Annotated in this window: 18 protein-coding genes; 8 read left to right on the top strand and 10 right to left on the bottom strand. The window is 61.2% G+C overall.

All coding sequences use genetic code 11. The features are described from left to right. The first annotated feature begins 2 nt into the window (after positions 1-2). The 6 genes from CCGE531_RS14340 to ureG all read left to right on the top strand — a co-directional run bounded on the left by CCGE531_RS14340 (position 3) and on the right by ureG (position 5,553). On the top strand, positions 3-626 hold the full coding sequence (locus CCGE531_RS14340) for a Urease operon accessory protein (protein WP_120664768.1): 624 nt from the start codon (positions 3-5) through the stop codon (positions 624-626). 3 nt (positions 627-629) lie between these two features. Further along, entirely contained in the window at positions 630-2,342 is a 1,713-nt protein-coding gene (ureC, locus tag CCGE531_RS14335; protein ID WP_120664767.1) for an urease subunit alpha, read from the top strand. A gap of 275 nt (positions 2,343-2,617) precedes the next feature. After that, the gene (locus CCGE531_RS14330; RefSeq protein WP_120664766.1) at positions 2,618-3,478 is read left to right on the top strand and encodes a GGDEF domain-containing protein; all 861 of its coding nucleotides are present in this window, start codon (positions 2,618-2,620) and stop codon (positions 3,476-3,478) included. Positions 3,479-3,556: 78 nt separating this feature from the next. Continuing rightward, the gene (gene ureE / locus CCGE531_RS14325) at positions 3,557-4,039 is read left to right on the top strand and encodes an urease accessory protein UreE (RefSeq protein WP_120664765.1); all 483 of its coding nucleotides are present in this window, start codon (positions 3,557-3,559) and stop codon (positions 4,037-4,039) included. Positions 4,040-4,045: 6 nt separating this feature from the next. Beyond that, complete coding sequence (locus CCGE531_RS14320; RefSeq protein ID WP_120664764.1) at positions 4,046-4,732, top strand: urease accessory protein UreF; 687 nt, start codon at positions 4,046-4,048, stop codon at positions 4,730-4,732. Positions 4,733-4,941: 209 nt separating this feature from the next. Further along, positions 4,942-5,553, top strand: coding sequence for an urease accessory protein UreG (gene ureG, locus CCGE531_RS14315; RefSeq protein WP_120664763.1), 612 nt, complete (start codon positions 4,942-4,944; stop codon positions 5,551-5,553). A gap of 43 nt (positions 5,554-5,596) precedes the next feature. Here the strand turns inward: ureG and CCGE531_RS14310 are convergent, their stop codons facing one another. The 7 genes from CCGE531_RS14310 to CCGE531_RS14280 form a co-directional block, all read right to left on the bottom strand. Further along, complete coding sequence (locus CCGE531_RS14310; RefSeq protein WP_120664762.1) at positions 5,597-8,920, bottom strand: efflux RND transporter permease subunit; 3,324 nt, start codon at positions 8,918-8,920, stop codon at positions 5,597-5,599. A gap of 14 nt (positions 8,921-8,934) precedes the next feature. Continuing rightward, positions 8,935-10,125 carry an efflux RND transporter periplasmic adaptor subunit gene (locus CCGE531_RS14305; RefSeq protein ID WP_120666843.1) on the bottom strand — a complete coding sequence of 397 codons (1,191 nt, stop codon included), beginning with the start codon at positions 10,123-10,125 and terminating at the stop codon, positions 8,935-8,937. A gap of 495 nt (positions 10,126-10,620) precedes the next feature. After that, entirely contained in the window at positions 10,621-11,589 is a 969-nt protein-coding gene (locus CCGE531_RS14300) for an ABC transporter substrate-binding protein (RefSeq protein ID WP_120664761.1), read from the bottom strand. A 56-nt stretch (positions 11,590-11,645) separates the two neighbouring features. Further along, entirely contained in the window at positions 11,646-12,779 is a 1,134-nt protein-coding gene (locus CCGE531_RS14295) for an ABC transporter permease (RefSeq protein ID WP_120664760.1), read from the bottom strand. Beyond that, a complete protein-coding gene (locus CCGE531_RS14290) occupies positions 12,776-13,663 on the bottom strand; it encodes an ABC transporter permease (protein ID WP_120664759.1) in 888 nt (295 codons plus the stop codon). The genes CCGE531_RS14295 and CCGE531_RS14290 overlap by 4 nt, the downstream gene beginning before the upstream one ends. A 2-nt stretch (positions 13,664-13,665) precedes the next feature. Then, entirely contained in the window at positions 13,666-14,001 is a 336-nt protein-coding gene (locus CCGE531_RS14285) for a hypothetical protein (protein ID WP_120664758.1), read from the bottom strand. 294 nt (positions 14,002-14,295) lie between these two features. Continuing rightward, positions 14,296-15,087 carry an ABC transporter ATP-binding protein gene (locus CCGE531_RS14280; protein ID WP_120664757.1) on the bottom strand — a complete coding sequence of 264 codons (792 nt, stop codon included), beginning with the start codon at positions 15,085-15,087 and terminating at the stop codon, positions 14,296-14,298. 124 nt (positions 15,088-15,211) lie between these two features. Between CCGE531_RS14280 and CCGE531_RS14275 the strand changes: the two genes are divergently transcribed. Then, the gene (locus tag CCGE531_RS14275; RefSeq protein ID WP_120664756.1) at positions 15,212-15,625 is read left to right on the top strand and encodes a cupin domain-containing protein; all 414 of its coding nucleotides are present in this window, start codon (positions 15,212-15,214) and stop codon (positions 15,623-15,625) included. 33 nt (positions 15,626-15,658) lie between these two features. On the opposite strand, the gene hydA is transcribed toward CCGE531_RS14275, so the two are convergent. Further along, on the bottom strand, positions 15,659-17,113 hold the full coding sequence (gene hydA / locus CCGE531_RS14270) for a dihydropyrimidinase (RefSeq protein ID WP_120664755.1): 1,455 nt from the start codon (positions 17,111-17,113) through the stop codon (positions 15,659-15,661). Between the two features lie 48 nt (positions 17,114-17,161). Next, positions 17,162-18,415, bottom strand: a complete 1,254-nt coding sequence (locus CCGE531_RS14265; protein ID WP_120664754.1) for a Zn-dependent hydrolase — start codon at positions 18,413-18,415, stop codon at positions 17,162-17,164. A gap of 298 nt (positions 18,416-18,713) precedes the next feature. Here CCGE531_RS14265 and CCGE531_RS14260 point away from each other — a divergent pair, with 298 nt between their 5' ends. Beyond that, positions 18,714-19,358: a TetR family transcriptional regulator C-terminal domain-containing protein gene (locus CCGE531_RS14260; protein ID WP_120664753.1), complete on the top strand. Its 645-nt coding sequence runs from the start codon at positions 18,714-18,716 to the stop codon at positions 19,356-19,358. 94 nt (positions 19,359-19,452) lie between these two features. Here CCGE531_RS14260 and preA read toward each other — a convergent pair whose 3' ends face one another. Next, complete coding sequence (gene preA, locus CCGE531_RS14255) at positions 19,453-20,766, bottom strand: NAD-dependent dihydropyrimidine dehydrogenase subunit PreA (protein ID WP_120664752.1); 1,314 nt, start codon at positions 20,764-20,766, stop codon at positions 19,453-19,455.

The following is a 20,766-nucleotide window of genomic DNA, read 5'->3' as shown; positions in this document are numbered from 1 at the left end:
TGATGATCGTCGGCAATGGTGAGATCGCGGCAGGTGCCGCCGATATCATCGATGCCGCCGATCTCGTGATCCGCTTCAACGATTGTCGCTCGATGGGGGCCGGCGGCAGCCGGACCGGTGTCGTCGCCGTCTGCAACACAGGCCGGCCAGCACGCGCCATGCTCGGCTCGGCCGAGTGGCGCAAGAGCCCCGCCGTTGCCTCCGCATCGGAAATCTGGAGCGTGCGCGATCCAAGAAAATTCGCCGCGTTGCGCGCGCCGTTGGCGATCTCTCATCCGGAACTCGACGACTTTTGTGACGACTATACCGACCAGTTCACCGCCTTCTGTCAGGCAACAGGCAAACGGCATGTCGTGATCGATCAATCCATTCACGAAGGCGTGGACGCGGCGCTGGCGGACTACGATCCCGGCTCCTACGTGGTGCCGAGCAGCGGCATGATCGTGATTGCCGAGGCGATGGCACGCCATCCCGGCGACGATATCGCCATTACCGGCTTTAGTCACACGGGCTGGGAAGAGCATCCCTTTACCGCCGAGAAACGGCTGGTAGAGGCTTACATATCCCTCGGCCGCCTGCGGCGCCTTGCCGACACGAACCTCATCTCTGCCTCCCAAGGAGACTGATCCATGCCCTACAAGATTTCCCGCGCCGCCTATGCCAACATGTTCGGACCGACCGTCGGCGACAAGGTTCGGCTGGCCGATACCGAATTGTTCATCGAGGTGGAGAAGGATTTCACGACCTATGGCGAGGAAGTGAAGTTCGGCGGCGGCAAGGTCATTCGCGACGGCATGGGACAGAGCCAGGTGACGCGCGCGAACGGCGCCGTCGATACCGTCATCACCAATGCGCTGATCCTCGACCATTGGGGGATCGTGAAAGCGGATATCGGCTTGAAGGACGGCCGCATCGTCGCGATCGGCAAGGCCGGCAACCCGGATATGCAGCCAGGCGTCAACATCATCGTCGGACCGGGCACGGAAGCGATTGCGGGCGAGGGCAAGATCGTCACCGCCGGCGGCATGGACAGCCATATCCATTTCATCTGCCCGCAGCAGATCGAGGAAGCCCTGATGTCGGGCATCACCACCATGCTTGGCGGCGGTACCGGGCCGGCGCATGGGACGCTGGCAACGACCTGCACGCCAGGCCCTTGGCATCTGGCGCGCATGATCGAATCCTTCGATGCTTTTCCCATGAATATCGGCCTGTCGGCCAAGGGCAATGCGTCCTTGCCCGCCGCCTTGGAAGAGATGGTGCTTGGCGGCGCCTGCGCGCTGAAGCTGCATGAGGATTGGGGCACGACGCCGGCGGCGATCGACTGCTGCCTCGGCGTTGCCGACGAATACGACGTTCAGGTGATGATCCACACGGATACATTGAATGAAAGCGGCTTCGTGGAAGATACGATCGGTGCGATCAAGGGCCGCACGATCCATGCGTTCCACACCGAGGGCGCAGGCGGTGGCCACGCGCCCGATATCATCAAGATCTGCGGCCAGTCGAACGTCATTCCGTCTTCGACCAATCCGACGCGGCCCTATACGGTTAATACGATTGCCGAGCATCTGGACATGCTGATGGTCTGCCATCACCTGTCGCCGTCGATTCCCGAAGATATCGCCTTCGCCGAAAGCCGAATCCGCAAGGAGACGATCGCCGCGGAGGATATTCTCCACGATATCGGTGCCTTCTCGATCATTTCATCCGACAGCCAGGCCATGGGCCGCGTCGGCGAAGTGGCGATCCGCACCTGGCAGACCGCCGACAAGATGAAGCGCCAGCGTGGCCGCCTGGCGCAGGAGGTTGGCGACAACGACAATTTCCGCGCGAAGCGCTACATCGCCAAATATACAATCAACCCGGCGATCGCGCACGGCGTCAGCCATGAGGTCGGCTCGATCGAGGTCGGCAAGCGTGCCGATATGGTACTCTGGAATCCGGCCTTCTTCGGCGTGAAGCCGGAGATGGTGCTGCTCGGCGGGTCCATTGCCGCGGCGCCCATGGGCGATCCGAATGCCTCGATCCCGACGCCGCAGCCGATGCACTACCGGCCGATGTTCGGTGCCTATGGCAAGAATCGGACGAATTCTTCGGTGACCTTCGTTTCCCAGGCTGCGTTCGATGCCGGGCTTGCCGGCAAGCTCGGTGTCGCCAAGGCGCTGCTGCCGGTCAGGAACACGCGCGGCGGCATCTCCAAGGCTTCGATGATCCATAACAGCCTCACGCCGCATATCGAGGTCGATCCGGAAACCTACGAAGTGCGCGCCGATGGCGAGCTGCTGACCTGCGAACCGGCGACGGTGCTGCCGATGGCGCAGCGCTATTTCCTGTTCTGAGGCCATTTCCAGGCTCAACCATCGGCGAATTTGCGAAAACCCCGGTTTCCCGGGGTTTTCCGATGTTACGCGTCGAATGCGGCTTTGACCAAGACGTGGTGTGGCGGTGCCGGCGCGCTGCATTTCCATCCGCAACCCTGATTTTGCGGATGGGCGCGCTTGGTTGTTCACAACTTGGGAAATGCAACGCATTTTAATCATTACATTAAAGACCTGGAAGCGCCTTCACCCCTATCTCACATGATCGAAACGGTAGGCTGAGGAAGGTGAATCGCATGAAACGATGGATTTCGCTGCAGGCCGAGCTCGGTAACTTTCAGCAGCGACGTGCGATTTTTATTTTCGCGCTTAAGATGAGTTTTGTCGCCGTCATCATGTCGCTTGCCATCATCCTGGCGATGCTTTTCCTGCTGCAATGGCTCGATCTTCTGCCGTTGCCGATTATGGAGGCGATGCGCTTCGGCGTTCTTCTGGCATGGATCATCGGCGGCACCGTTTCCGGTGCGGTGGCGGTGCTGGCGGGGTTTTCGATTCACAGGCTCGCCGTCTCTCGCGCCGAATTCGAGCGGCTGAGCCGTACCGACATGCTGTCCGGCCTGCTCAATCGCCGCGCTTTCACCGAAGCGCTGGATACGGCTGCGGACGGCGCTTCGCTGGTCATCTTCGACCTTGACCGGTTCAAGGCAGTCAACGATCGCTTCGGACATGCATCCGGCGATGCCGTGATTGTTGCGGTGTCGCAGATATTTTCCGGCGTCTTTACCGGAGATGACGTGATTGCCCGGCTCGGCGGCGAGGAATTCGGCGCCATCATTTATGGCGGTGATACCGCCGAGCGCATTGCTCGCATCGAGGAGATCAAGGAGCGGATCGCTGAACACTCGATCGCCGTCGACGGCGGTTCGGTGAAGATCACCATGTCCGCCGGGATTGCCGACATCACCAGGGATCGCAAGACGGAGACCGTCTATGCCGCGGCGGACAAGGCGCTTTATCTTGCCAAAACGCTCGGCCGCAATCGTGTCATGCACGAGCGCGAGCGGCTGTCCCAGGTCTGGCATCGCTGCGCAACCGAGCACGAACAGGAAGCGACGACCGATCCCCGGGAACTGCAGCGCTATGTGCAGCGGATGTAGCGCATAGGCGCGTCATTGATGCTTGCACAGCAGGTGACTATTTTGCATGGTCTGACAAAGTCATAATTTGGAACCGCCATGCAACGCGTCACCTCCTATCTGCCGGCCGGCACCCCTTCTTCCAATCCGATCGATCGTGTCGTCCTGCCGCATGATCTCAGGCATCTGCGCCGCAAGCTGCTGCATCTCGAAAATGGCGACATGGTCATGCTCGATCTCAAGGAGCCGGTGCTGTTTGCCAGCGGCGATCTGCTGGTGCGCGAGGACGGCGAGCTGATCGAGATCGTCGCGGCCGACGAAAAGCTTTTCGAGATCCGCCCGCGCGACCGCAGGCATCTGGTCGAGCTTGCCTGGCATCTCGGCAACAGGCATCTGTCCGCGCAGATCGAGGAAGAGCGCATCCTGATCCTGCGCGACCACGTGATCCGCTCCATGCTCGAAGGGTTGGGTGCTGCCGTGACCGAAGTGAGCGAGCCGTTCCAGCCGGCGCGCGGCGCCTATCACTCCCATGGCAGCCATTCGCATGGTCACGAGCATCATCATGATCACTCGCACGATTGAGCATCGATGACCGACACGACGGTTACGGAAGATCGCGATCTGCAGGCGCTCCTGCGGCTGATGGCCTGGCTGTCGCCGGCGTTTCCGGTGGGATCCTTCGCCTATTCCGGCGGTCTCGAGCGTGCAGTACACGACGGTCTGGTGGGCGACAGCACCGGGCTGGGAGATTGGATCTCTACGCTCATCCGGAATGGTTCGGTGTGGAATGACGCGGTCCTGCTGGTCGAGGCGCATCGGGCGGGCGCGGACATGCCGCGGCTTGCGGCAGTCGCGGAACTGGCCGAAGCACTGGCCGGCTCGAAAGAGCGGCACAACGAGACCATGCTGCTTGGCGATGCCTTTCTTTCGGCCGCTGCCGCCTGGCCGCATGAGATCTTCTCCATGCTTCCGGCAAGGATGGCCTATCCGGTTGCGATCGGCGTGATCGCGGGCGCCCACGGCATCCCGGTCGAAAAGGCGGCGGCCGCCTTCCTGCATGCGCTGGCCTCGCAGATGGTGTCGGCCGGTATCCGGCTCGGTGTCAGCGGACAGAAGGATGGTGTCGCCATTCTGGCGCGGCTGGAGGGTCTTTTTGCCGCCATAGCACGGCGAGCGGTGCAATCCAGCCTCGATGATCTCGGCTCGGCGAGTGTGCAGGCTGACATAGCGAGCTTGCGCCATGAAACCCAGGGCACGCGGCTTTTCCGTTCGTGACGCGCGCACCATCGGGAAATATCACAATCGAAGCATCGCCTACGTCATTCGCCGCTGTGCGGCGGCAGAACGCTTCGCTATGCTGGAGCAATTCCAGGAAAAGTGCTGAGCGGTTTTCCGTCCGGAATTGCGAGAAAACAAAGAAATAGAGCGGTTTGGCGATTCTGTGAAAAGCTGAACTGCTCTAGCGCTTTATCGGAGTTGCGAGCATGAAATCGAGACATGGACCCTTGCGCGTCGGCATCGGCGGCCCCGTCGGATCCGGCAAGACGGCGCTGACCGAGAAGCTGTGCAAGGCGATGCGCGACGACTATTCCGTCGCCGTCATTACCAACGACATCTATACGACGGAGGATGCCGAGGCGCTGGTGCGGATGCAGGCGCTGACCTCGGATCGCATCGTCGGCGTCGAAACGGGTGGATGCCCGCACACCGCGATCCGCGAGGATGCGACGATCAATCTGCAGGCCATTGCCGGCCTGAACGAGCGGCTTCCCGATCTCGACGTGGTCTTCATCGAATCCGGCGGAGACAATCTGGCCGCGACTTTCTCTCCCGATCTTGCCGATATCACAATCTATGTAATCTCGGTGTGCCAGGGTGAGGAAATCCCGCGCAAGGGCGGTCCCGGCATCACCAAGTCGGACCTTCTCGTCATCAACAAGAAGGATCTGGCGCCCTTCGTTGAAGTGGATCTCGAGGTGATGGACCGGGATGCCAACCGGATGCGGCAGGCTCGGCCCTTCGTGTTTTCCGACATGAAGCGCGGCGAGGGCGTCAGCACGATCGTCAGTTTCCTAAAAGAACAGGGCGGCCTTTAAGCCGCCCCCGTCATCATCGGTTTTGCTCGGTCAAGCGAAACCGTTATTCGGCCGCGAAGGGCGGTAGTTTCAGCACATTCGTGCCGATAGACTTTGTGCCTCTGGCATTCCTGTCTTCAACAGCCTCCAGACGCTCTTCCAGGGTGGCGAGCGACTGGCGGTTTTCATTGACGGCGGCCGCCAGGCCTTCCTTGGTCAGCACCTCATCATCCGAATCCTTCCTGCCGACCAGCTTGCCGAAGAGGAAGCCGAGCAGGCGCGACAGGTCGTCCATGATCAGGAAGAACGAGGGCACGACCACCAGGCTGAGCACGGTGGAAACGATGATGCCGCCGATCACCGCGATCGCCATCGGCGCGCGGAAGGAGCCGCCTTCGCCGACCCCGAGAGCCGATGGCAACATACCGGCCGACATGGCGATCGAGGTCATGATGATCGGACGGGCGCGCTTGCGGCCGGCTTCGACAACAGCCTCCAGGCGCGGCATGCCCTGATGCATCATCTCGATGGCGAAATCGACCAGCAGGATCGCATTCTTCGTCACGATGCCCATCAGCATGAGAATGCCGATCATGACGGGCATCGAAAGCGCGTTGCCGGTCATGATCAGGGCCAGCGCCACGCCGCCGATCGCCAACGGTAGCGACAGCAGAATGGTGAAGGGCTGGATCACATCCTTGAACAGCAGGATCAGCACGGTCAGGACGAGCATAAGGCCGAGCAACATGGCATTGCCGAAGCTCTGCACCATCTCCTTTTGAACCTTGGTATCGCCGCTTTCCGCCAGATGTACGGTTGCCGGGATCTTGGCGCTGTTGACGATATCGAGGAAATGCTCGGATGCCGTATCCAGCGCCACGCCCTGAGGCAGGTCGGCGCCGATCGCGACGACGCGGAAGCGATTGTTGCGCTTGATGGAGGACAGGCCCTCGGAGTAGTCGATGTCGGCAACGCTCGACAGCGGCACTGTGGTGCCTGTCGCGGTCTTGATGCGCAGCGCCCGGATTGCCGCCAGGTCGCGGCGCATGCCGAGCGAGGCCTGCACGCGGATCGGGATCTGGCGATCGTCGAGCGAGATCTTCGCAAGTGAAGCATCGATATCGCCGATGGTCGCCACGCGGATCGTGTCGGAAATCATCTGCGGCGTGATGCCGAGACGCGCTGCCTCGTCCTTGCGCGGATAGATCTGCAGCTCGGGGCGCGGCAAGGCGCCGTCGGCGCTGACATTGGCGAGCACCGGGTCGGTACGCAGCTTAGCTTCCAGGATGCCGACGGCCTGGTTGAGATCCTTTTCGCTGCGCGAGAGGAAGTTATAGGTCAGGTCGCGATCGCCACGGTCGTTCAGCTTGGTGATGCGGACGTCGGGGATGGAGCTCAGCTTCGCAAAGACTTCCTTCTCGATGTCCCATTGCGGGCGCACGCGACCATACACGGCGACCTTCGGCAGATGGGGGCCGATGACGGGCAGCGAGCCGAGGACATCGTTCACCAGTTTCTTCGTCAGCGACTGATCGAGCTTGTCGAGCGTCAGCGTCACGGTAGCGCGGCGCAGTTCCAGATCGCCCTTCGGCGAGGCTCCGCCGAGCTCGAAGACGCTTTCAACGCCGTCGATGCCCTTGACGCGGCGATAGATCTCATTGGTTGCCTGTTCGGTATCATCGAGCCGGGCGTTCGGCGGCAGTTCCGCGGACAGCACGATGCGCGAGGAGTCTTCTGGCGGGATGAAGCTGCCGGGGACGAACATAATGAGGGCGAAGACCGAAGCGATCGAGAAGGCGAAGGCGGCAAGCAGCGTCGGATAGCGCGTGTACCAGCGCTTCGTCGTCAGCCGCACCAGCCAGCTATAGCCGCGCATGAAACGGCCGTCATTGTCGTGATGGTCCTCGATGGCATCTTCGGCACGCATCAGATAGGCGGCCATCATCGGCGTGATCAGACGCGCCACCAGCAGCGAGAAGAACACCGAGAAGGCAACAGTCAGGCCGAACTGAATGAAGTACTGGCCCGGAATGCCCGGCATGAAGGAGACCGGCACGAAGACCGCGATGATGGTGAAGGTCGTCGCGATGACGGCCAGGCCGATCTCATCGGCGGCATCGATGGAGGCGCGGTAGGGCGTCTTGCCCATCTTGATATGGCGGGCAATATTCTCGATCTCGACGATGGCGTCGTCGACGAGGATGCCGGTCGCCAGCGTCAGCGCCAGGAAGCTGATAAGGTTCAGCGAGAAACCGATCTGGCTCATGATCCAGAATGTCGGGATTACCGACAGTGGCAGCGCGACCGCCGATATCAGCGTCGCACGCCAGTTCCGCAGGAACAGGAACACCACGATGACGGCCAGTATGGCACCCTCGATCAGCGTGTGCATCGCGGATTCGTAGTTGCCATAGGTATAGTAGACGGAGTCGTCGATCATCTCGATCGAGACGTTCGGATTCTCTGCGCGCACCCTGTCGAGCGTGTCGGCCACTGTCTTGGCGACCGTCACCTCGCTCGCGCCCTTCGCGCGGAATACGCCGAAGGTGACGACGGGCGTGCTGTTGAAGCGGGAGAAGGATTTCGGCTCCTGATAGGTGTCCTTGATCGCGCCGAGATCGGAGAGTTTGACGAAGCGGCCGTTGGTCAGCGCGATCGTCGTGTCGGCGAGCTGGGCGACATTGCGGGCGTCGCCGAGCACGCGGATTGCCTGCTCGCTACCGGCAACCTGGCCGCGGCCGGAGCCGAGGTCGATATTGGTGCTGCGAAGCTGCTGGCTCACCGAAAGCGCTGTTATGCCGTAGGCATTCAGCTTGTTTGGATCGAGCTCGATACGCACTTCACGGTCGGCGCCGCCGTAGCGGTCGACGCGGCCGATGCCCGCCTGGCCCTGCAAGGCACGCTTGGCCGTGTCATCCACGAACCAGGAGAGCTCTTCCAGCGTCATGTTCGGAGAGGAAACGGCAAAGCTCTGGATCGCCCTTCCTTCGACATCGACCTTGGAAACGATAGGCTCATCGATCGTGGACGGCAGGTTGCCCCGGATGCGGTCGATGGCGTCCTTGGTATCCTGAACCGCCTGCTGCGTCGGCACTTCCAAGCGGAAGATGACGACGGTCTGCGATTGACCGTCGGTGACGGTCGACTGGATCTCGTCGATGCCGTTGATGCTGGCGACGGCGTCTTCGATCTCCTTCGTCACCTGCATTTCGAGTTCGGCCGGCGAAGCGCCGCTTTGCGTCACTGTGACGTTGACGACAGGCACGTCGATATTCGGGAACCGGGTGATGGGCAGATTGAAGAAGGCGTGCGCGCCCACCACCACCAGCAGGAAGAAGCCGAGGAGCGGGGCGACCGGATTTCGGATTGACCAGGCGGAGAAGTTCATCTTGCCGTTCTCGCTCAGTTGGAGGCTTGCGACGCATCGCGCACGGGCGTGATGTGATCGCCGTCGCGAACATAGGCACCGGCCTTGGCAACGACCTCGTCACCGGCCTTCAGGCCCTTTAGGATCTCGACATAGCCTCCATCCTGAATGCCGGTCTCGACATTCACGAACTTGACCACGCCGTTCTCGACCTTGCGGGCGGAGGAACCGTTTTCCTCGCTGTTGACCGCCGTCAAAGGCAGGGCGATGCCATCCTCCTGGCGAATGATGATCTCGGCGCTGCCATACATGCCGGCGCGCGCCTTCTCACCATCGTCGATCGAGATATGCACCGCGCCGAGGCGGGTGACGGGATCCACGATCGGGGCGACGAGGCGGACGGTTCCGGCAAGCTTCTCGCGGCTGCCGGAGAGGGCGATGAAAGCCTTCTGGCCGATGACGATCTTGGTGATGTCGCTTTCGGACACATCGACCACCAGTTCGAGCCGGCTGTCGCGGATGATGGTGAAGAGCCGATCGCCGCTACCGTTGGCGATGGCGCCGACGCGGGCGTCGCGCGAGGCGACAGTGCCTGCGACGGGGGTCTTGATGCCGGTGCGGGCAAGCTTCAGGTCGGTATCGGCGATCTGGCTGTCGGTGACCTTGAGGTCGGCTTCGGCAACGGCGATCGCCTGTTCCGCTGAAACCACGCGCGCCTTGTTGGCGGCGGCGGCGGCATTCGCCTGTTCGACCGAGGAGGTCGACATCGTGCCCTTGGCTCCCATGGCGACGGCGCGGACGCGCTGCAATTCCGCCTCTTCGGCATTGGCGCGCGCCTCGGTCAGCTGCGCGCGCAGCTGCGCAAGGCTTGCCTCGCCCTTGGCCCGCGTCGCCATCATCTGGCTCTTCTGCAGGATGAGCGCATCGTCGTTCAGCGTGGCAAGCGTGCTGTTCGCCTCGACCTTGTCACCGACATCGGCATTGAGCGAGCGGATCGAGAGGCCATCCACCTGCGGCTGGATGTAAACCTCCTCAACGGCCTTCACCGTGCCGGTCGCAACGACCTTGTCGGTCAGGTGGCGCATCGTGGCTGTGGTGATGACGATCGCTGGCAGGTTCTGCTTCGGCGTCGTGACGGCGGATTGCTCGGCCAGCGCGGCGGGTGCCGCCAGCAGGGAAAGCAGGATTGCAGTCGTGCTCAGAAGTCTAAACGGCGTGGGGGCCATGCGTCCAGTTCCAGTTCGGCGTTTGGTGAAATCGGTTTCGCTGGTTTCCGTCGCGAACACGGGAATCAATGCATGCGAGCCGGCTTCTCCGGCGGATTACTGCATAATTCCTTAAATCGGAATCGATTTAAGGATAAAATTATGCAGCAGATTTAAAGTGTTACAGCGACCTTTGCGCGTCATATATGACGCGCGGCGCTGTAATATCCGTCTGTCATGCCTGCGGGTCCCTCATCCTAAAATCGCCCCTGTAAATGGGAGCGGTTTTCAATTCTCGCAAGATCACGAGAAAATGATTTCGCGGGTATTTCTATCCTTCGCAACCTTGCGAAGCAATCACGGCATTGTGATGTCAGCATTCGAATAGTTGATAGCCGAGGGCTTTTCCGTCAAGTTTTACTGGAAAGCCAGCCTTTTGTTGCCGCTGTTACAAAATGAAAAAAACGCGCGAGGCCTGAAACCCCGCGCGTTTTAGCCTCTGTGAGTACTTCGAGCTTATTTCAGGGCAGCGTCCGTGATCTCATGCGTAAAGGCGCCGGCCGGCTTCTTGTTGATGATCTTCTGGTCGAGCAGGGCTTCGACCGTGCGGTCGTAAAGCTTCGTGTCGAGCTTGCCGCCGCCGATCAGCTTGGCGACTTCGCCCATCATGCGCTTCTGGTGGTTTTCGTCCTGGCCGCCATTATCCATCACAATCCCGGCGGCTTCATCCGGATGCTCGACGGCATATTTCCAGCCTTTCATCGAGGCGCGGACGAACTTGACCATATCGGCCTTGAACTTCGCATCCTTCAGCTTGGTCTCGTTGACATAGAGGCCGTCTTCCAAAAGGTCGACGCCGAGCTTGGTGTAATTAAAGACGGTCAGGTCTTCCTGCTTGAAACCGGCATCGATTGCCTGCCAGTATTCATTGTAGGTCATGACCGAGATGCAGTCGGCCTGCTTCTGGACGAGCGGCTGCACGTCGAAGCTCTGCTTGAGCACTGTGACGCCGTCCTTGCCGCCATCGGTCTTCAGGCCGATCTTATGCATCCAGGCGAAGAAGGGATATTCGTTGCCGTAGAACCAAACGCCGAGCGTATGTCCCTTGAAATCCTTCTCCGTCTTGACCGGGCCATCCTTGGGGCAGATCAGTTCGAGGCCGGATTTCTCGAAGGGCTGGGCGATGTTGACAAGCGGCACGCCCTTCTCGCGGGCAACCAGCGCACCACCCATCCAGTCGACGATAACGTCGGCGCCGCCGCCGGCGATCACCTGTTCCGGTGCGATATCCGGGCCGCCTGGCTTGATGTCGACGTCAAGGCCCTCTTCCTTGTAAAAGCCCTTGTCCTTGGCGACGAAATAGCCTCCGAACTGACCCTGGGCCACCCATTTCAGCTGCAAGGTCACCTTGTCGGCGGCCATCGCGGCCTGTGCGGCAGCCAGCGTCATCGTGCTTGCCATTAGTGCAAACATCAGTTTTTTCATGTTCTTACCCTTTTTCCCTCTGAAGTTATGCCTTGATCCCTTGAGGAGACCCCGGATTACGCCTGTCCACCGCGGATAGACGGATGCCAGAACGTCACCATTCTCTCGACAATGGCGACGATACCGTAGAAAACGGAGCCTGCAACCGCGGCAACCGCGATCTCGGCCCAGACCATGTCGAGGTTCAACCGACCATTTTCGGTCGAGATGCGGAAGCCCATGCCCGACATGGGAGTGCCGAAGAACTCCGCCACGATGGCACCGATCAGGGCCAAGGTCGAGTTGATCTTCAGCGCATTGAAAATAAAGGGAGCGGCGGCCGGCAGGCGCAGCTTGAGCAGCGTCTGCCAGTAATTCGACGCATAGGTGCGCATCAGGTCGCGCTCCATGTTGCCGGCAGCAGTTAGGCCCGCCACCGTGTTCACCAGCATCGGGAAGAAGGTCATGACGACGACGACGGCGGCCTTCGATTGCCAATCGAAACCGAACCACATGACCATGATCGGCGCAACGCCGATGATCGGCAGAGCGGAGACCAGATTGCCGATCGGCAGCAGGCCGCGCCGCAGGAAGGCAAAGCGGTCGGCGAGGATGGCGACGACGAAGCCGCTGGAGCAACCGATGATGTAGCCAATCAGAACCGATCGGAAGATCGTCTGCTGAACATCCGTCCAGAGGATCGAGATGGAGCTGGCGATCCGCGCACCGATGGCGCTCGGCGGCGGCAGGAGAATGAAAGGAATACCGGCCCCGCGTGCCACCGCTTCCCAGATGATGATGATCCAGACGCCGAAGATCACGGGGATCAGCAAGCGTAGCGTATAGCTGTCGGCGGTCGAGTGCGCCCGGATGGCTGACAGCATGGAAACACAGCGCCAGGCAAGCAGCCATGCCGCGGCGAGGAGGATAAAGAACGATGCAGCCGCATTGCCTTCATTGCCCGATATTCCAGCCAGCAACAGCCAGGCGGCGGCGTGCGCGGCAAAGAAGAGGATCGCCGCGCAGAGGGTCGCGGACAGGTTCATGAAGGAAATAGCGGCCGCGGCGGCAATGAGAATGAAAATGACGAAGGTGGTGCCGCTACTGAAGGGCGTGGCGGCATCGGCGGCGAGCAGCGGCAGGACCGGGAGGGCCGCAAGGCAGAGGAGAAGGGAGAGCGTGCCCTGCCACGATGAATGAAAACGCCTCATGCCGCCCGACCTCCCATGGCGCGATCGACGATACGCGCCGCGATGCTGACGGCGGCAATCAGCGCGGCCGCCAGGATCGAACCGGCGACGAGCGTCGCCCATATATCGATCGTCAGGCTTTGGTAGGAGCCTGCGAGGAGCTTGGCGCCGATGCCGGCGACCGCGCCCGTCGGCAGTTCGCCAACGATCGTGCCGGTGAGGCTCGCGGCGATTGCAACTTTCATGGAGGTGAAGAGGAAGGGGATCGAGGCGGGCACGCGCAGTTTCCAGAAGGTCTGCAAGGCGCTGGCATTGTAGGTGCGCATCAGGTCGAGATGCATGGTTTCCGGCGATCGCAATCCCTTGACCATGCCGACGGCGACGGGGAAGAAGGAGAGGTAGGTCGAGACCAGCGCCTTGGGAATAAGACCGGTAACGCCGATCGAACCCAGCACGACAACGACCATTGGCGCGATCGCAAGGATCGGTATGGTCTGCGAGGCAATGATCCACGGCATCAGGCTGCGGTCCAGAGCGACGACATGCACGATGCCGACCGCGATCAGGATACCGAGAACCGTACCGAAGGCGAAGCCGACCGCCGTGGAAGACAAGGTCACCCAGGCATTGTAGACGAGGCTGCGGCTGCTCGTCGGCGCGCGAAGGAAGGTATTTTCGAAGACGTTCTGCGCCACCTGATGTGGCGCGGGCAAGATCGGCTTCGGTTGCGACAGCGTCTTGCCGATGAATTCCATCGTCGTCGGATTGAGGTTGCCACGCCGGTCGAGATCGCGCTGGAACGGCGAGTTGAGGATAACAGCGAAAACGTACCAGAGGACCAGGATTGCCAGGACGATGGCCGTGACCGGCAGGAACTTGTGCTTGAAGAACCGTTCTCTTTCCATGGTCATGCCCTCCCTTGCGCGGGAAACAGCATCAGGACCATGGCGACGATGCCGAGGCCGACGCCGGCAAGCTGTTGCAGGCTCAGCCGCTCGCCGAAAACAATGAAGGCTATGACGTTGACGACGACGAGCTGGGCGATGGAGGAAGCGGAGATCGCCAGGCCAAGCCCACCCTCGCGCATCAGCCGCACCATCATCAGATTGCCGATGCAATAGAGGATGAGCGCCAGGATCAGCACCAGAATGTTGTTGTTGATGACATAGGCGCGCGAGGCTGTGGCACCGCTGATGAAGATCGCCATGGCGCCGGTAAGCCAGAGGAGGAATTGCGGGTTCATGATGCGGCTCCCGTTGTGGCAAAGCCCCTCATCCGGCCTGCTGGCAAATCAGTGTGGCGCAACCCCTTCTCCCCTCGGGGAGAAGGTGCCGACAGGCGGATGAGGGGGGATGCCAAGAGCATGAAAGTCCCCGCATTCGAAGCGGCAAGCCCCCTCATCCGACCCTTCGGGCCACCTTCTCCCCGAGGGGAGAAGGAGCTTGCGGTGTTGACGTGCCTTATACGCGATTGCCCTGCCGCTAGCGGGGAGAGAGCTAGGGTGAGGGGCCGCCATGCGACGGAGCTATCCATCATCCTATTCCTCATAGCTGTGCCCCGCTCTCAGTCCTTCGCGGACGCGGTGAGCGATCTCGAGGAATTCCGGTGTTTCGCGAATGCCGAGCGGGCGTTCGAGCGGCAGTGTCGATTCGATAATGTCGGTCACGCGGCCCGGACGAGGCGACATGACCACGATCTTGGTGGAGAGATAGACGGCTTCCGGGATCGAGTGGGTGACGAAGCATATGGTCTTGTTCGTCCGCTTCCACAGCTTCAGCAGCTGTTCGTTGAGATGGTCGCGGACGATTTCGTCGAGAGCACCGAAGGGCTCGTCCATCAGCAGAAGATCGGCATCGAAGGCAAGCGCGCGGGCGATCGAGGCGCGCTGCTGCATGCCGCCGGAAAGCTGCCAGGGGAATTTCTTCTCGAAGCCGTTGAGATTGACGAGCTCCAACGTCTGGGCGATGCGATCTGCCTGTTCTTGTCTGTCATAGCCCATGATCTCGAGCGGCAGGGCGATGTTCTTCTCGATCGTGCGCCAGGGATAGAGGGCCGCGGCCTGGAAGACATAGCCGTAGGCGCGGGCCTTGCGTGCTTCCTCCGGCGACATGCCGTTGACGCTGATATCGCCTGAGCTCTTCCGTTCGAGATCGGCGATGACGCGCAGGAAGGTGGTCTTGCCGCAGCCCGACGGGCCGATGAAGGAGATGAAATCACCCTTGCGGACATCGAGATCGACATTGCTCAGCGCATGCACCGGCCCGTCATTCGTATCGTAGGTGAGACAGAGATTCCGCGCGGAGACCACGGAGGAAGCGGATGACGTCATTAACACCTACCAGTCCTGATTTCGCCGCATGGTTGGGGCGGATTGCGTGTTATCCTGCTTGGCATTGCTGCAGCTTTGAGAGGCGAGGTCGCCTCGTGGCTGCGGGGTCCAGGGGAGCAATGCCATGAATGTTTCATCGAAGCCCACCTGCCGTATCGTGCGGCCCGGCGGTACCTATGCCGGAAAACAGGGCTTCAGCTATTTCGAAGGGATTGCCGCCGAGACAGTGGGCTCGACGGGGATCTGCATGCATCTCCTGACGATACCGCCGGGCGGCCGCGCCAAGGCGCATCTTCACGCCTCGCATGAGACGGCGATCTACGCGATTTCCGGCGAGACGCATTGCTGGTTCGGCGATGAGTTGGCAGAACACGTCATCGTTCGCGAAGGCGAGATGTTCTACATTCCGCCCGGCGTCCCGCATCTTCCAGCGAATCTCAGCGACCGGCCGGCGACAGCGGTCATCGCCCGCACCGATCCGAACGAGCAGGAAAGCGTGGTCCTGCTGCCGGATCTGGAGCGGTATGTGCCGCGCTGAGCAGCCGATGAGCCGAAACGCTGGAGCCAAGCGTCATACCCCGCTTGCGGGGATGCCGCTGCGCTGAACCTGGCGCGGCGCGGTGACCTCTTTCCAGGTCGAAAGCGCCCGGTTGACGGCGGTGAAGGGTTCGCGCCTGACGAACTCGCCGTGGCCTTCCTTCGTCTTGACCGTGCCTTCCTCGATGGCGACGACGCCCCGCGTCAGCGTATAGCGCGGCAGGCCCGTCACCTCCTTGCCCTCGAAGACATTGTAGTCGATCGCCGACTGCTGCGTCTTGGCCGCGATGGTCTTCGAGCGCTTCGGATCCCAGACGACGATATCGGCATCGGCGCCGACGAGGATCGCGCCCTTCCTCGGATAGACGTTGAGGATTTTGGCAATGTTGGTTGACGTGACGGCGACGAATTCGTTCATCGTCAGCCGGCCGGTATTGACGCCATGGGTCCAGAGCATCGGCATGCGATCTTCCAGCCCGCCGGTGCCGTTCGGGATCTTGGTGAAGTCGTTGAGGCCGAAGCGCTTCTGCTCGGTCGTAAACGCGCAATGGTCGGTCGCGACCACCTGCAGAGAGCCGGAGGCAAGGCCGGCCCAGAGGCTGTCCTGATGCTGCTTGTTGCGGAAGGGCGGCGACATGACGCGACGGGCGGCATGGTCCCAATCGGCATTGGCATATTCGCTTTCGTCGAGCGTCAGGTGCTGGATCAGCGGTTCGCCATAAACGCGCATGCCCTTCTGACGGGCACGGCGGATGGCTTCGTGCGCCTGTTCGCAGGAAGTATGCACGATGTAGACGGGCGCGCCCGCCATGTCGGCGATCATGATGGCACGGTTGGTCGCCTCTCCCTCGACTTCGGCGGGGCGGGAATAGGCGTGTGCTTCCGGGCCGTTATTGCCTTCGGCAAGCAGCTTTGCCTGCATCTGCGCGACGACATCGCCGTTCTCCGCATGAACGAGCGGCAGTGCTCCAAGCTCGGCGCAGCGCTGGAAGGAGGAGAACATCTCGTCGTCATCCACCATCAGAGCGCCCTTATAGGCCATGAAGTGCTTGAAGGTATTGATGCCCTTGTCGCGGACTACTGCTTCCATCTCGTTGAAGACCTGTTCGCCCCACCAGGTGATCGCCATGTGGAAGGAATAGTCGCAGTTCGCCCGCGTCGACTTGTTGTCCCACATGGTGAGGGCTTCGAGAAGCGATTGGCCGGGCGAGGGCAGCGCGAAATCCACCACCATCGTCGTGCCGCCGGCAAGGGCGGCGCGCGTGCCGCTCTCGAAATCGTCGGAGGAATAGGTGCCCATGAACGGCATTTCGAGATGCGTATGCGGATCGATGCCGCCCGGCATGACATAACAGCCGGACGCATCCAGCACTTCGCTGCCCGAGAGATTCTGCCCGATTTCGACGATCTTGCCGCCTTCGACCTTTACATCCGCCTTATAGGTCAGGTCGGCTGTGACGATGGTTCCACCCTTGATGACTGTGCTCATGGTGCGTGCTCCAGATGTGTGAGGTTCCGATGCTGGGAATCGTGGCCGTCAAGCCACGATCTCCGCCGTCTCGACGACTGCGTGGAACAGCACGTCCGCGCCGGCGGTCGCCCATTCCTTGGAGATTTCTTCGGCCTCGTTGTGCGAGAGGCCGCCGACGCAAGGGCACATGACCATCGTGGCGGGGGCGACTTTGGCGGCCCAGCAGGCATCGTGGCCGGCGCCGGAAATGAGGTTCATGTGGCTGTAGCCGAGCCTCTCGGCGGCGCTGCGCACCGATGCGACGAGTTTCGGATCGAAGGTTACCGGCTCGAAATGGCCGATGGCTTCCACCGAGCAGCCGACGCCGAGGGCGTCGCAGATCTCCTTTGCTTCCGCTTCGATCCTGGCGCGCATGCGGTCGAGCTTTTCCTTGTCGGGCGTGCGAATGTCGACGGTGAAGACCACCTTGCCGGGCAGGACGTTGCGCGAATTCGGCGAGAAGAAGACCTGGCCGACGCCGCCGACGGCGCCCGGCTGGCTTTCCATCGCCACGCTCTGCACCATCTCGACGATCCGCGACATGGCAAGGCCGGCATTGACGCGCAGGTTCATCGGCGTCGAGCCGGTATGCGCTTCCTTGCCCGTCAGCGTGAATTCCAGCCACCATAGACCCTGACAGTGCGTGACGACGCCGATGGTCTTGTCTTCGGCTTCGAGGATCGGGCCCTGCTCGATATGATATTCGAAATAGGCGTGCATCTTGCGGGCGCCTACCTCTTCGTCGCCCAGCCAGCCGATGCGCTCCAGCTCCTCACCGTAGGTCTTGCCTTCGGGATCCTTGCGGCCATAGGCGAATTCCAGCGTATGCATGCCGGCGAAGACGCCGGAAGCCAACATGGCGGGCGCGAAGCGCGCGCCTTCTTCGTTGGCCCAGTTGGTGACCACGATCGGGTGCTTGGTCCTGATGCCGAGGTCGTTCATCGTGCGGACGACTTCAAGCGCGGCGAGCACGCCGAGCACACCGTCATATTTGCCGCCGGTCGGCTGGGTATCGAGATGCGAACCGACATAAACCGGCAGCGCGTTCGGATCGGTGCCGGCACGGGTCGCGAACATCGTGCCCATCTTGTCGACACCGACCGTCATGCCGGCCTTGTCGCACCAGGACTTGAAAAGGCTGCGCCCCTCGGCGTCGGCATCCGTTAGGGTTTGGCGATTGTTGCCGCCGGCAATACCGGGGCCGATCTTCGCCATGTCCATCAGCGTATCCCAAAGGCGATCGCCATTGATACGCATGTTTTCTCCTGGCGCTGCCACCATGATGCAATCCTCACCTGTTTGTCCCGGGGCATGCAAGGCGCATGCCCGATTGTTCCCGTTGGCCTATCCGGAGCGTTGTCTTGTTTTTCTCGCCCGGAAAATCCCCAGTTGCCTTTAAGAAACATCTGACGGATAATTTGACCGATTGGTAAACATTACAACTTCCGTGGCGCGGCTCAAGACGAAAAGCACGAAAATTTCCGATAAAATTTCAGGCGATTGCCTAAATCCGGCGCATCGACAGGGTGAATGAGGGTGCGGCCGAAAGGCTTGGATTTCAAGGAGAAACAGAGCAGATATGGCCATCCCCAGAGCCGCCAGGACGCAGCGCCGCACCCGTATCCAGGAAGAGAAAGAGGAAATCATACTGGAAGCCGCGCTGGACGTATTTTCCGTCAGCGGCTTTCGTGGCTCGACCATCGATCAGATCGCCGAAGTCGCCGGCATGTCGAAGCCCAATCTGCTTTACTATTTCCGCACCAAGGAGGCCATGCATAGGGCTTTGATCGACCGGGTGTTGTTTACCTGGCTGGAACCGTTGCGCGCCTTCGATGCCAATGGTGATCCGGAAAGCGAGATCCGCTCCTACATTCGCCGCAAGCTCGAAATGGCCCGCGATTTTCCACGCGAAAGCCGGCTGTTCGCCAATGAGATGCTGCAGGGCGCGCCGCATGTGGAGGACGAGCTGCGCGGGCCGTTGAAAGCCCTTGTCGACGAGAAGGCGGAGGTCATCCGCGCCTGGGCCCGGAACGGCAAGATCGCCAAATGCGACCCCTATCACCTGATCTTCTCGATCTGGTCGACCACGCAGCATTATGCGGATTTCGACGTGCAGGTGCGCGCCGTGCTCGGCGAGGATCATTCGGGCGAGGGGCGCTTCGAGGACGCCGCACGCTATCTGGAACAGCTTTTCGTCGATGGGCTTGGCATTCGCCAGCCTTAGTTCGGAATTCTTACTGTCATTCTCAGCGGTTCGGCTTTCGCATCCATGTCATCGAGCATGGGTGCGAAAGCTTATTCATAGAGAGCGACCTTTGTTACTCCGCCGCCTGCTGGGCCATCGGATTGTTCGGATGGGTCGTCCAGTTGGCGTAGTTCGGGTCGACGATCTTGCCGGTGCGCTTGTCGAGGCTGCCGGCCGGCAGCTCCTCCATCGTGATGCAGTTTTCGACCGGACAGACGCTGACGCAGAGGTTGCAGCCGACGCATTCCTCGTCCATCACCTCGAAATGCCTGGCGCCATCGACCATGTTGGTGATTGCCTGGTGCGAGGTATCCTCGCAGGCGATGTAGCAGCGGCCGCATTTGATGCAGGCGTCCTGGTCGATCTTGGCCTTGGCGATGTAGTTGAGGTTGAGATACTGCCAGTCGGAGACATTCGGCACGGCGCGGGCGATGATGTCATCCAGGCTCCGGTGCCCCTTCTCGTCCATCCAGTCGGAAAGGCCTGATATCATCTCTTCGACGATCTTGAAGCCATAGGTCATCGCCGCCGTGCAGACCTGCACATTGCCGGCGCCAAGCGCCAGGAATTCGGCCGCATCGCGCCAGGTGGTGATGCCGCCGATACCGGAGATCGGCAGGCCGTAGGTTTCGGGATCGCGGGCGATCTCCGCTACCATGTTGAGCGCGATCGGCTTCACCGCCGGGCCGCAATAGCCACCATGGCTGCCTTTGCCGCCGACGGTCGGATTCGGGGCGAAATTGTCGAGATCGACCGATACGATCGAGTTGATCGTGTTGATCAGCGATACGGCGTCGGTGCCGCCGGCTTTGGCGGCACGGGCCGGTTTGCGGACATCGGTGATATTCGGGGTCAGCTTGGTGATGACGGGCATGCGGGTGTATTGTTTGCACCAGCGCACGACCATTTCGATATATTCCGGCACCTGTCCGACCGCGGCACCCATGCCGCGTTCGGACATGCCGTGCGGACAGCCGAAGTTCAGCTCGATGCCGTCTGCCTCGGTTTCCTCGACCAGCGGCAGGATGGCTTTCCAGGCATCCTCGACGCAGGGAACCATGATCGAGGCGATCAGGGCGCGATCCGGCCAGTTCTTCTTCACCTGCTTCATTTCGCGCAGGTTGGTGTGGAGGTCGCGGTCGGTGATCAGCTCGATGTTGTTGAGGCCGAGCAGGCGGCGGTCGGCGCCCCAGATCGCGCCATAGCGCGGCCCGTTGACGTTGACGACCGGCGGGCCTTCTTCGCCGAGCGTCTTCCAGACGACGCCACCCCAGCCCGCCTTGAAAGCGCGCTCGACGTTGTAGGCCTTGTCGGTCGGCGGCGCCGAGGCCAGCCAGAACGGATTCGGGGATTTGATGCCGACGAAATTATTACGGAGATCAGCCAT

This window comes from Rhizobium sp. CCGE531, assembly GCF_003627795.1.
GTDB lineage: Bacteria > Pseudomonadota > Alphaproteobacteria > Rhizobiales > Rhizobiaceae > Rhizobium.
This window is presented reverse-complemented; position numbering and strand designations above follow the sequence as displayed.